The sequence below is a fragment of the Mesorhizobium sp. M0676 genome (genome assembly GCF_040320535.1).
Lineage (GTDB): Bacteria > Pseudomonadota > Alphaproteobacteria > Rhizobiales > Rhizobiaceae > Mesorhizobium.
Genome location: NZ_JAMYPU010000025.1, coordinates 39927 through 52658 on the forward strand (window position 1 = coordinate 39927; position 12732 = coordinate 52658).

A 12732-nucleotide genomic window follows, 5' to 3' on the forward strand; every position below is an offset into this window, starting at 1 on the left:
TGGGTTCGGTTCCCGTTGAAGGCCGTTCAGATCATGTCCGCACGATCAGCGGAACCAGCCCTTCATGGCGGTCGGCGAGAAAGGCGACGACGCGGTCGCCGACGCGCTGGAAGGTAAGATCGACCCTCTTTTCGCCGACACCCAGATGCCTGAGCGTCAGCGTATCGATGCCGATCGGCAAACGGGGTCGAGTGACGTGGATTTCGCCGTTCCAGCCGTCGATTTCCAGACCGAGGCACGCCTGCATCAGCATGAAGGCCGAGCCTGCCGACCACGCTTGCGGCAGGCAGGCGACGGGGTAGGCGATCGGCGCTTCGCCCGGCGAGCGGGTGAAACCGCAGAACAGTTCCGGCAGTCGCATGTTGAAATGCACTGCCGATTCGAACGTACCGCTCATCAGCCGCACCACGCTGTCACGCTCGCCGAACCGCGCCAGGCCGGCGCCGCACATCGCCGTGTCATGCGGCCAGATGGAACCATTGTGGTACGACATCGGGTTGAACAGCACAGCATCGTCGGAAAGCGTTCGCACCCCCCAGCCGGAGTGGAAGGAAGCCGAAAGCAACTGGTCGGCGACCATCTTAGCCCGCGCCGGTTCGGGCAGGCCGACATAGAGCAGGTGTCCGGCATTCGAGGTGCGCACCTTGCACGGCTCTCCGGCGCCGTCGATCGCCAGCGCATAGAAGCCGAGATCGTCCAGCCAGAAATCACGCTCGACGGCGATCCGCATCTCTTCGGCGCGATTTTCCCAGTGCTCGGCCTGCGCGAACTCGCCCCGGCGGCGGGCGAGAGCGGCAAGGCCCCTGAAGGCGGCGAAGACATAACCCTGCACTTCGACCAGCGCGATCGGCCCCTTGGGAATGCGCCCGTCGGCGTGGAAGACGGAGTCGAAGCTGTCCTTCCAGCCCTGGTTCGCAAGGCCGGATTCGGCAGCGCGCTGATAGGTGACGAAGCCGGTTGCGCGGCTCGCCTCTTCCGTCCACTTGGCGGCGGCGCAGAGAGACGGCCACAGGCTGGCGATGAAGTCCATGTCGCCGGTGCGTTCGGCATAGGCGCAGGCGAGATGGATGTAGAGCGGCGTGGTATCGACGCCGCCATAGTAGCGGCCGAAAGGCAGTTCCTGCAGCGCCACCATCTCGCCCTTGCGCGTCTCGTGCATGATCTTGCCGGGCTGCGAGTCGCTGAAAGGCGATGTCTCGGTCGCCTGGTGCTGGGCGAGGAAGGCAAGCACGCCGCGCGCCAGGCCGGGGTTGAGCCATAGCATCTGCAGCGCCGAGATGACGCCGTCACGGCCGAAGGCCGTCGAAAACCAGGGGATGCCGGCATAGGGGTAGGGGCCGGTCGACAACTCGGTGGTCAGCAAGGCGACATCCGCGCGGGCGCGTTCGACCCAATCGTTGAAGACGCGACCCGAACTGTGCACCGTCGCGCCATGGCGGCGCTTGGCCCGCATGCCGAAACGGGCGCGCGCCGCGGCCGCCCGGAAGCGGTCGCGGTCGGGCGTTTCGGTCAGTTCCGCGCCGACCTCGACGTAAAGCATCTTGCTGCTGCGCTTGGTCACTGCGATGAGGAAATCCGCGCGCTCGGCGCTCAACTGGTCTGGCGGCTGCGAGAACGAGATCGCCGACACCCGCGCCAGCCCGTCCAGTCCGTCATAGCGCAGCAGCACCGAGGCAGGCTCGATCTCCGCTGCATGCGCCATTCCGCGCTTCGGCCGGGTCGAACCGCGGACCTCGAACATGTCCCGGAAATCGGCGGCAAAATGCAGCGAGACGCGGATTGCCGAATGCTCCTGGCTGTAGTTGGAAAGGGTGATGCGCTCGAACAGCCGGTCCTGCCACAACAGCCTGACGCGCTCGATATGGATGGCGCCCTGCGGGATGTCGCGGCCACCGACGCTTTGCATCGGCAAATTGGTCATATTGCTGGTGAACAGCACATTGTCCTGGCTGAGGGAGGCGCCGAGCAGCGATGTCTGCCGGCCGCCGACGGTGAGCCTGAACTCCGACAGCACCCGGGTGTCGTCACGGAAGAAACCGTCGCCCGCACCCCTGATATCGCCGTAGGCATCGGCCACGGCAAAACAGTCGCCTTGCTTTAGGGCAAACAGCCGGTGCGGCTCGCGCGGCGCGGTTTCGTCCAGGGAGGCAAGGGCCACGGCAGGGTCGAGCTTGCGCTCGTCAAGTTCGGTCATCAGTCACAAATCTCTGTTTCGGGCTCGGAACGTCCGCCGTCGTTCACGACGCTTTCGATTCAGCCGGGGCGCCGATGAGACGCGCATAGGCAGTGAGATAGTCGCGCGCCATCCTGTTGGCGGAGAACCGACTTTCGAAGACGGCGCGCACCTTTCGCCGGTCGAGTTGCAGCAAGGCCGGCACCGCGGCGACCGCGGCGTCGAGAGAATCGACGACAAATCCGGTAACGCCATGGTCGATGACTTCCGGCAACGCACCGCAGTTCCAGCCGATGGTTGGCGTACCGCACGCCATCGCCTCGATCGCGGCAAGGCCGAACGGCTCGGGCCAGTCTATCGGAAACAGCAGACCAGCGGCATTGCCGAGGAATTCAGTCTTCTCACTCTCGGCGATCTCGCCGACATAGTCGATGCGGTCGCCATCGATCAACGGCTCGATCGTCTCATGGAAATAGGCGCGATCATCGTCGCCGATCTTGGCCGCCAGCTTGAGTTTCATGCCCGAGCGCAAGGCGATGTCGATGGCCCGGTCCGGCCGCTTGTCGCGCGAAAGCCGGCCGAGAAAGGCGAGGTATGGTTCGCCTGCCGCCGTCTCGAAGGTCGGCTGATAGAGACCCGTCGGCAGCCCGTGATGGATGGTGGCCAGCCAATTGGCATTCGCAAGCCCGGTCTTCTGGCTATGCGAGATCGAGATCAGCGGAAAGCGCGGAAAACGCTCATAGGCTGGCGCCAGATCGACATAATCGAGCCGGCCATGAGGCGTCGTCACCGTCTTGTCCGGCATGGTCTCGAAGAACGAGAAATGCAGGAGATGGCTGAGGTGAAAATGAATGATATCAAAGTCGTGGGCTCGGTTCCTCACATCGGCAAGCATCGCAAGATGCGCCGCCGTGTCCGATTTCAGCGGGCGCGGATCGAGGCGTAGCGCGCGTTCGCGACCTGGTATCAGTCTGGCCGACGTCCGGCTGTCGCCGCTGGCGAACAGCGTCACCTCATGGCCGAGTTCGACCAGCCCTTCGGTCAGATAGGAAACGATGCGCTCGGTGCCGCCATAGAGAAGGGGTGGCACCGATTCGTGCAAAGGGGCGACATGGGCTATGCGCATGGTTTGAACGTGTCCCTCAAGGCAATCACGAGAGCGAAATGCATCAGCCGGCCTAACGTTCCGGACAAAAGCGGGCGTCGGCAACCCAAGCCCACCAGCGCAGATTTTTTTGCAATAAGCGGAACAAACGCGCCATCCGCGAATTTAGTAGGGTTGGTTCGCGCTGCGGCCGACCAGGGAGAGAACAAAATGGACCGCTTGCATTTCTTTACGCCCGTGCGCATTGCGCGCGGGCAGGGACACCCCGTCGAGGAAGTCGATAGCGTTGCCGAAGCGATGGTCTTTTTGCAGAAATGGCCATTGGGACGGCGTGGGCCTGTGTATCAGTGCGCCGTGAATTGCTGCTCCGCGGCCCTGTCGGGCAGAATGTCGGCCGAAGCAGCCAGGAAGGCGTTTACGGGCTTTGCCCGCATCACCCGGCTGCTCGATGATGACATGGCCCTGCCGATGGGCGGCGAAAGCATGGCGGAAGTCCACGCGCTGAGGCGCTAGGCGCCGGTCCAGCCATTTGGCTATTGAACACCCGGGCTTTGGCGGCGCGGGCATCATCTTTTCCGCACCGGAGTATTCCGGCGCGGACCTTCACCTCATGGGCCACACTGTGCTTTCATGCGGCGTTTCGCATGACCGGTGGGTGACGACCATCCACAGGCGGCCCGAACGTGGAGGGGTAGACAATGCCGAGACTGATCCTGGGAACACTCGGCGCTATCGTCATCGCCCTCATCTGGGCGGTCTTTGCCAGTTTGATGGGCGCGCCATCGATCGTGATCACGGTCGGCGCGGTCGCCATTGGGGCCGGCGTCTACACCTACGTCGACCGACGCTCGACTTGACGCGTCCCCGGTCTGCCGCGCGCTCGACCAATTGCACGCCGGTGTTTGACGCGCGCGGCAGCCGCGGCGGGCATTCTTCAAGGATGAGCTTGCTGGCCGCATAGAGAGCCAAGGCGCAGACAGGGCGCCACACGTCGGACCGGGCTCCGCGAGAACTTGGGAGAGATCGTCAAAGATCTTTCAATCCGGCCAATGTAGATCGAAACGGCGAATCTGTGGATTTCCGGTGGAACATCGTCGCCTCGAAACACTTCGGGCGTTGCACTGCCCCATCAGTGCACGTTCCCTTGTTCTGTTGGAACTGGCCGGCTGCCGAAAGGTGGCCGGCTTTTTTGTATATAAGCGGAACCTGAAATTACGGGGCTTGTTCTGCATGCGGCAGCGAGCCCCTCGCTGCTGGTCGAGGGCCGTAACCCTTGGCCGGGCCCGCATCGCTCCGCCAGTGGTGCGGGCCCACGGCCTCCGGTTTTTCCGGGCGTCTCGACTCGCTGATCCTCACCCTGGTCCGGCTAATGCATGTCACTCAAAAAAAGGCTCGGTTGTGAGACAATGACATGCACACGCGGCGCGCTTTAGCACAATCATTCACAAAGCCGTGGGTTCAACTGTTGCTACCCTTCTTGGCTGGATTGTGCGAATGATGACTGTCCTTTTCACCGCCACCCCCTGAAACTCGGTTTTTGGATCGACGGTCTTCATCCGCCGGGGGCTTGTTGATCTGTAAGGGTTTTCTGGCGTTCTCGTGCGATGCGCCTGGCCCGCCCTGCCGGATCGTGTTCGGGTGTTTCTTCGATGTGGACATGATCACCGATCCTGCTGACGGCCCTGATGAGTGGTGTTGACCTTGGTGTTGGCTTGCTGCCCTTGGCGCTCCGGATCCGGCGCTCCGTGAGTGCCGTGCTGGGCATCATCGTGGCTAATCTGTCGCCCTTCTCCTCGACCCTTCTGGCTCTGGTTCTCAGGCGGCACGGGCGGCATTTTGCTCGACATCTGCATCTCCTTGGTTGGTCTCGTGACTCCAAACCGTGATCGTGGGGGGAAGTTCCGTCTGCTTCGTCAGCACCTGTGATTTCGGTGCCGACGGAATCTGACTCCCAACGCGGATTTCAACGAACGGCAGGGCCTGCGTTGCTTGTCGAGGACAGGCAATCTCTGGGCAGGCCCGCGTCGCCCCGCCAGTGATGCGGGCCTGCAATATAAACCTCAAGACTGGGCTGCTATCGCAGTTTATTGCGAGCTTCCGGCGACTTGCGTAGCGGGCTTCAGTGGCTTTCAGGAGAGCAGCGTGTTGTATCCGGTCGATTTCGAGCGACCGAAATACAGTGCTTGACCACGTTGCTGACATGATCGGTGATGGTGTCGCGCCTGGATCGCGGCAGCAGCCTCAGGTCCGCTCTCCCTGCAGCTGATGGCAGCTAAAACGACGTCAAAAGACCTAAGTCTCTTTGATCGCCCTCGCTGCTCGCACGAGCGATGACCAGTCAGCTCCCATGGCTGCGACAAGGTCTCGAGCATCTTCGTCTGATATTCCGGTACGGTCTACGAGCTTCCGTGCCAGCAATTCGAATGCCAATTCTATGATCGTCATAGCTCAGCCCTTACGAGAGTACCCGTGACGATAGCTTGCAAATGGGTCTTCCGCATTTGCACATGTTAAGCGACCATCACGAATGTCTCAGGTACCGCAGAATGTCTGCAGGACGCGCTCATCCGGGCGTGGCGGCTCAGCATAGCGTTCCATTCCCGGCTGCTCATCGAAGGGACGGCTGACGACCGTCAAGATCTCCTCGAACGGTGTGAAGTCGCCGCCCAACGCCGCCTGGATCATCGCCTCGATGCGATGATTGCGGGGGATGAATTTGGGATTGACGGATTGCATGGCTGCCCGGCGCGTGGCCGTGTCGGCTGCTTCGCTTGCAATGCGCTGGCGCCACCGCGCCGACCAGGCATCGAATGAGCCTGGATCCTTAAACAACTGCCGCGCCGTGCCTTGGCCGTCCGCAGCGTCGAGGTCATCGCCCAGGCGCCGGAAGCCGAGCGTAAAATCCGCTTCGCCGCGAGCCAGCACATCCAGAAAGTCGGCAGCGAGCTGCAAGTCGCCTTCCGCTTCGGTCAGCAGTCCGAGTTTTCTGCGGAAGCCGCGCTGCAACACAGCCTCATAGGAGGCCTGGAACGACCTCAGCACCTCTTCCGCTTCAGACACTGCTTCATTCTCGTCCGTGCTCATGAGCGGCAGCAGGGTCTCGGCAAAGCGCGCAAGGTTCCATGTGGCGACACGAGGCTGGTTGGCATAGGCATAGCGACCGGCGCGGTCTATCGAACTGAACACCGCGCTGGGGTCGTAAGCGTCCATGAAGGCGCATGGGCCATAGTCGATCGTCTCGCCCGAGATCGACATGTTGTCGGTGTTCATGACGCCATGGATGAAGCCGTCCAGCATCCAGCGCGCCACCAGGTCCGCCTGTGCGGCGACAACGGCCTCCAGCAAAGCCCGGTACGGCCGTGCTTCCCCCGCCAGCTGTGGGAAGTGACGCTGAATGGCATAGTCGGCCAGTATCTTGAGCGCCTCGGTGTCGTGGCGCGCGGCGAAATATTGGAACGTGCCGATCCTGATATGGCTTGCCGCCACCCGTGTCAGGACGGCGCCGGGCAGCCGGACCTCGCGATAGACCGGGTCGCCGGTGAGCACCGCCGCAAGGCTTCGCGTCGTCGGAATGCCGAGCGCCCCCATCGCTTCGCTGACGACATATTCGCGCAGGACAGGGCCGAGTGCGGCGCGGCCGTCGCCGTTGCGCGAGAACCGCGTTGGTCCCGATCCTTTCAGCTGGATGTCACGGCGAACGCCGTTGACGTCCACCACTTCGCCAAGCAGCAGGGCGCGCCCGTCGCCAAGCTGAGGCACGAAGTTTCCGAACTGGTGGCCCGCATAGGCCAGGGCGATTGCTTGCAACCCTTCCGGAAATCTGTTGCCGGCAAGCATCGCCACTCCATCCGGGCTGGTAAGCTGGTCGGCATCGAGCCCGAGTTCCTCCGCGAGGTGCCGGTTGAACCGGATCAGCCGCGGTTCGGACACCGGCTTCGGATCTGTTTGCGCGAAGAAGCGCTCCGGCAATTGCGCATAGCTGTTGCTCAGGGCGGGAAGCCCCGTCTGAATGACCGGGGGTTGTTCAGCAGTCGCAGGTGACGTCATGACGAGCTGTCTCTGAAGAGGAGGGGTTCAACAGATCCCGTTTCGAGGAGCCTGTGTTCATTTGTTCATATAGGGACGCAACGTCGTTGGTGCCATCCGGATCCATCAGGCCGGCACCGGATACAAGCTGGGAACCACCCGCCTCAACTATCGAGGTTCGGGCTGCCGTGGGACGACGGGCCGTGGCGGAATCCAGAGCTGACGCCCGCATCGCCACTGTCTCCGAACTGAGCACCCGGCAATCTAGTCAGTGCGGGCGTGCAATGCCGGGGCGGCGTCTGCCTTGGTTGGCAGCGGCTCTCTCGGGGCCGCTCCCGGCGATGATTTCGAACCCGGTTCGACTCGCTCCTCGGCGATGAGCCGGGCGCCACGCTCATAGGTCAGGTAGCGCCAGAGCCACTGGATCGAGACCTGAACGCGGTGCTGAAAACCGACGAGCAGGTAGACATGGATGAGCGCCCAGGCAGACCAGGCGAACCAGCCTTTCAGTTTCAGCCTACCCGATTCGAACACGGCAGCGTGGCGGCCGACAATGGCCGTGTTGCCTCGATTGCTGAAGACAAAAGCGGGCAGCGTATCGCCAGCATCTATCCGGCGTGCCAGTGCCTTGCCGAGGTGCTCGCCCTGCTGCTTGGCGACCTGGGCAAGACCCGGCAATGGCTGGCCGTTCCCATCGAGGACCAGTGCGACGTCGCCAAGCGCGAAGACATCGGGATGGCCGACGACCTGCAGGTCGGATTCGACCTTCACCCGACCGCCGCGGTCGAGCCCGACACCAAGCTGGGCGACCAGCGGAGAAGCCGCCACCCCGGCGGCCCAGAGCGTCAAGGCCACCGGGATCACCTGGCCGCCGACGGTGATCTGATGCGCTTCGATCGCCTCGACCCGGTTGCCGAGCGCGACCTCGACGCCCAGGCTTTCAAGGCGCAGACGTGCATATCTGGAAAGCTCCGGGGCGAATCCGGCGAGCAGACGCTCGCCGGCTTCTACCAGTATGATCCTTGTCTTCTCGGGCCGGATGTTGCGGAAGTCGCGCGCCAGTGTGTGCCGGCTGAGTTCGGCGATCGAGCCCGCCAGTTCGACACCGGTCGGGCCGCCGCCGATAATGGCGATCGTCATCAGCCGGGATTGCTCGACTGGATCGGTGGTCCGTTCCGCGTGCTCGAACGATAGCAGCAGCCGTGACCGGATCGTGCGCGCGTCCTCGATGGTCTTCAAGCCGGGACAAACCCGAGCCCAGCTCTCCTGGCCGAAATAGAATGGCTGCGAACCGGTGGCCAAGACCAGGATGTCGTAGGGGACCGTGGTCCCATCGGCCAGCACCAGTATCCTGGCTTCGGTGACGATCTCGGTGACATCGCCGAAGAGAACCTGAACCGAGGGATAGCGGCCCAGGATCTTGCGGATTGGCTCGGCGATGTCAGGCGCCGACAAGGCGGCGGTTGCAACCTGATAGAGCAAGGGCTGGAACAAGTGGTGATTGTGGCGGTCGATGATCGTCACCCCGATTTCCGCCTTGCCGAGCGCCTTGGCAACCTCCAGACCGGCAAAGCCTCCGCCGGCCACGACGATGCGCGGTGTCAGGCTCCGGCCGTGGCTGCTCTCGGTGGCGAACTGCATGCTTGATACTCCCCTATCCCTGTCCGGAAGTCATAGCCTGGCAGGAGTGCCTCGCTGCTGGCTGGAGCTACTGCTCATTCCGGCGGCATCGGTCCAGGCGAGGCATCCGGCAATGACAGGCGTCGTGCTGACCACAAGGGCGCCGCGCGCGTGAAGGGATACCAACCCGCGCCATGAGACGCGGTCGACCGCCCAGATGGTGCCGCTGGCGTCGACCCATTTGAGATGGGCGTCGGCGACTTCAACGGCCCGCATCATCGCCGCCGGTTCCATCCCGGCCCGAAAGACGATGATGGAATTGGCGGCACCGTTGAAGAACGGGCCGGCGCCGGCTGCCAATCCCGCGAGCAGGACGATGCTGGTCAGCGCTGCCGAAGCACCGCGTGCCGGTCCGCCGCGGTTGGGCAGCACCAGCACCAACACAAGCGGCACGATGCCGAAGATGACCAGCCACGCGATATCCCAGGCGAGCGGCAAGTCGCTATTCATCTTGATCCGGTGCAGACCCAGCAGCCAGTGAAACACGACAGCATCGACGACATGCCAGACGCCGAACCCTGCGAAGGCGAGCCGCAGGATCTCCGTGGTGGTCCCGGGCCGCGCGCCGGCCGCCCTCGCGGCCACCAGCAGCACCGTGCCGGCGACGGCGAGCACATACATGAAAAGATGGAAGAGGCCGTCGGCCATGATCTGGAAGCGCAGGTCGGAACCCGCCGGATCGGCGACGCCCGAGAGAAGATGATGCCATTGCAGGATCTGATGCAGGACGATGCCGTCGAAGAAACCGCCGAGCGCGAAGCCGAGCAGCAGCCAGCCGGCTCGCGTCCTCGGGTCGAGTGTTGCGGTGATCGCGTCCATGTCAGGACCACCGGCTCCAGGCCGGGGCGTTCAGTTGCCTGGGCACCGACATGTCCGGCGGCGTGGGGTCATGGAGACCATGACGCGCCTCGAGCCAGAAGGCGGATATCAGCCCACCAACCACCGTCGTCAGAACCAGGGTCGCAGCAATTATCGCCAGCATGGACGTCGATCCTCAGCCGCGCAGGGTCGGCCGCGCGGAACCTAACAGCGGCTTCCGTGGAATGTTCCTGGCTGTCGGTTCGGTGGAGGGAACAATCAAGTTCCAGCACGGTTCGATGCTGGCGACGGACGGCTCAAGCGGAGAAGGTCATGAACGAATATACGGCGGCAGATCCGGACGGTCTCGACAGCCACCAGCCGACCGGCATCACCCGATGGCTGTTTTCGACCAACCACAAGGACATCGGCACACTCTATCTGGTCTTCGCTTTCATCGCGGGGGTGATCGGCATGCTCTTGTCGGTGAGCATGCGAATCGAGCTGCAGCAACCCGGGATCCAGTTTTTCCCCGGACTGGCGTCGATGATCTACGGTTACCAGGGCGACGCGGCGATCGACGCCGGCAAGCAGCTTTACAACGTCTTCACCACGGCCCACGCGCTGATCATGATCTTCTACACTGTGATGCCCGCCCTGATCGGCGGCTTCGCCAACTGGATGGTTCCGATCATGATCGGCGCCCCCGACATGGCCTTCCCGCGCATGAACAACATCTCGTTCTGGCTGCTGCCGCCGGCATTGATGTTGCTTTTGTTGTCGATCTTCATGCCCAGCGTCCCCGGCGGCTATGGCCCTGGGACCGGCTGGTTCCTGTACCCGCCCCTGTCGACCTCCGGCCACCCCGGTCCCGCCGTGGATCTGGTCATCCTGTCTCTGCACATCGCGGGCGCCTCCTCGATCCTGGGTGCCATCAATTTCATTACCACCATCTTCAACATGCGCGCGCCGGGGATGACCCTGCACAAGATGCCCCTGTTTGTGTGGTCGATCCTCATCACCGCCTTCCTGCTGCTGCTGGCTCTGCCGGTGCTGGCCGGCGCCATCACCATGCTCCTGACCGATCGCAATTTCGGAACCACGTTCTTCGCGCCGGACGGCGGAGGCGACCCGCTGCTGTACCAGCATCTCTTCTGGTTCTTCGGCCACCCGGAAGTCTACATCATGATCCTGCCGGCGTTCGGCATCGTCAGCCAGGTGATCTCGACCTTCTCGCGAAAGCCGATCTTCGGGTATCTCGGGATGGTCTACGCAATCGTGGCGATCGGGGTGATCGGCTTCGTCGTCTGGGCCCACCATATGTACACCAGCGGGATAGGCCTCGACACGCAGCGCTACTTCACCTTCGCCACGATGGTGATCGCAGTGCCGACCGGGATAAAAGTGTTCTCCTGGATTGCAACCATGTGGGGCGGTTCGGTCAGCCTGCGGACGCCGATGCTCTGGGCCCTCGGCTTCATATTCCTGTTCACCGTAGGCGGGGTGACGGGCGTTCAACTCGCAAATGCCGGCCTCGACCGTGAACTGCACGACACATACTTCGTCGTCGCGCATTTCCACTACATACTTTCACTGGGAGCGATCTTCGGCATCTTCGCGGGCTGGTATTACTGGTTTCCGAAAATGACGGGATATCTCTACAATCCGCTTCTGGCTGGGGTCCATTTCTGGACGACCTTCGTCGGCGTGAACCTCGTCTTCTTCCCCCATCACTTCCTTGGATTGGCGGGCATGCCGCGTCGCTATGTCGACTATCCCGACGCATTCGCCGGCTGGAACATGGTGTCCTCGTATGGATCGTACCTGTCGGCCGCGAGTGTCGTGATTTTCCTCTTCGGCATCTTGGAAGCTTTCTACCGGCAAAGAGCCGCCGGCATGAACCCATGGGGGCCAGGAGCTACCACATTGGAGTGGGAGTTGACCTCTCCACCCCCTTTCCATCAATGGGACAGGCTGCCGCAAATCAGATGAGGCCGGGTTGTCGAACTCCTTTGCGCAAGCCAGCCCGGTTCGCCGCTGAGGCGAACTTCAGCCTGCCGGTGGCAGACGTTGGCTGCAGCTGAGAACCGGATCGCTATCTGAAGCTGATTAACAGCACAGCGAACAAGCTTGCGAGCGCGACTGCCCAGCAGAATAACCAATTGGCGATCAGAAGAAGCGATTTGAGCACGGTGGCATGGCAGTAATCTTCGATGATCGATTGCATTCCAAGCCGCATGTGAACGCAGCTTACGAGAATGAAGCCAATAAGGGCTGGCGCGACATAGATCGATCCTACGACGCTGAGGACGGCGTCTCGAGGCTCACCGACCAGCATTATAACGACCGCGACGATGTAAATGACAAGGATCAACAGGGCAGCAGATGTCAGCCGCTCCAGCATGAACGTTTCGGTTCCGTGTTTCGCCGATCCAAGGCCCCGCACTCGAGCTAGCGGAGTTCTGATTGAGGGTCTGTCAGCCATGGCGTTTCCCCAAAATTACTTGGTTGCCTTGCGCGCAACTCAAGCTGTTGCTGTTTCGATGCCCGGGCCGCCGGTGCCGACGGATAGTGGGCAAGCACGGTCTCCAGTCGAGCAAGGCGGGCTTTGTGGGCGTTCAGTTCGTATCCTGAACGCCATCCAATTTGCCTGGGTCTGCCATCTCTGCATAACTCGCTTTCAAGCGCCGAGATACGAAGGCGGACCGCGTCGATCTCCTTGACAAGCGCGGCCTTCACCGATTTTCGACTCTGCATGGCTGTAGTTCCGGTGCAAGGATGGTTCCAAACCTGACGCGTCTGGAAATGTTCCCGGGTGCCGAAGGCGTGCTGAAGATTAATGCCTCAGTGCTGGACCCGCACAATGGGTCGCCATGAGATAAAGCGCACTAGCTGGACGGCCGCGGCGTGCCCGGCAAATGCATGTGAAGAGGAGCGAATGCCTGGCCCG

The 12732-nt window shown here is 62.4% G+C and carries 11 protein-coding genes; 3 read left to right on the forward strand and 8 right to left on the reverse strand.

Features of this window, described 5'->3' with window-relative positions; all coding sequences use genetic code 11:
• Positions 1-31: 31 nt before the first annotated feature.
• Both NKI35_RS24000 and NKI35_RS24005 read right to left on the reverse strand, forming a co-directional pair.
• On the reverse strand, positions 32-2194 hold the full coding sequence (locus tag NKI35_RS24000; RefSeq protein WP_023688553.1) for an amylo-alpha-1,6-glucosidase: 2163 nt from the start codon (positions 2192-2194) through the stop codon (positions 32-34).
• 43 nt (positions 2195-2237) lie between these two features.
• A complete protein-coding gene (locus tag NKI35_RS24005; protein ID WP_023738733.1) occupies positions 2238-3299 on the reverse strand; it encodes a glycosyltransferase family 4 protein in 1062 nt (353 codons plus the stop codon).
• On the opposite strand from NKI35_RS24005, the gene NKI35_RS31375 reads away from it, so the two are divergent.
• Positions 3285-3791, forward strand: a complete 507-nt coding sequence (locus NKI35_RS31375) for a DUF982 domain-containing protein (RefSeq protein ID WP_373432840.1) — start codon at positions 3285-3287, stop codon at positions 3789-3791. The two genes, NKI35_RS24005 and NKI35_RS31375, sit on opposite strands and share 15 nt — an antisense overlap.
• 185 nt (positions 3792-3976) lie before the next feature.
• Positions 3977-4135: a hypothetical protein gene (locus tag NKI35_RS24015; protein ID WP_023672685.1), complete on the forward strand. Its 159-nt coding sequence runs from the start codon at positions 3977-3979 to the stop codon at positions 4133-4135.
• 601 nt (positions 4136-4736) lie between these two features.
• On the opposite strand, the gene NKI35_RS24020 is transcribed toward NKI35_RS24015, so the two are convergent.
• The 5 genes from NKI35_RS24020 to NKI35_RS24040 all read right to left on the reverse strand — a co-directional run bounded on the left by NKI35_RS24020 (position 4737) and on the right by NKI35_RS24040 (position 9803).
• Complete coding sequence (locus NKI35_RS24020; RefSeq protein WP_352741618.1) at positions 4737-4937, reverse strand: hypothetical protein; 201 nt, start codon at positions 4935-4937, stop codon at positions 4737-4739.
• A 2-nt stretch (positions 4938-4939) separates the two neighbouring features.
• A complete protein-coding gene (locus NKI35_RS24025) occupies positions 4940-5125 on the reverse strand; it encodes a hypothetical protein (protein ID WP_023682450.1) in 186 nt (61 codons plus the stop codon).
• Positions 5126-5810: 685 nt separating this feature from the next.
• Positions 5811-7325: a protein adenylyltransferase SelO gene (locus NKI35_RS24030; RefSeq protein WP_352741619.1), complete on the reverse strand. Its 1515-nt coding sequence runs from the start codon at positions 7323-7325 to the stop codon at positions 5811-5813.
• A 243-nt stretch (positions 7326-7568) separates the two neighbouring features.
• On the reverse strand, positions 7569-8945 hold the full coding sequence (locus tag NKI35_RS24035) for an NAD(P)/FAD-dependent oxidoreductase (protein ID WP_352741620.1): 1377 nt from the start codon (positions 8943-8945) through the stop codon (positions 7569-7571).
• Between the two features lie 30 nt (positions 8946-8975).
• Positions 8976-9803, reverse strand: a complete 828-nt coding sequence (locus NKI35_RS24040) for a DUF2243 domain-containing protein (RefSeq protein WP_023738736.1) — start codon at positions 9801-9803, stop codon at positions 8976-8978.
• 312 nt (positions 9804-10115) lie between these two features.
• Here NKI35_RS24040 and ctaD point away from each other — a divergent pair, with 312 nt between their 5' ends.
• Positions 10116-11774, forward strand: a complete 1659-nt coding sequence (ctaD, locus tag NKI35_RS24045; protein ID WP_023693467.1) for a cytochrome c oxidase subunit I — start codon at positions 10116-10118, stop codon at positions 11772-11774.
• 103 nt (positions 11775-11877) lie between these two features.
• On the opposite strand, the gene sdhD is transcribed toward ctaD, so the two are convergent.
• Positions 11878-12267, reverse strand: a complete 390-nt coding sequence (sdhD, locus tag NKI35_RS24050) for a succinate dehydrogenase, hydrophobic membrane anchor protein (protein WP_027050929.1) — start codon at positions 12265-12267, stop codon at positions 11878-11880.
• Positions 12268-12732 lie beyond the last annotated feature (465 nt).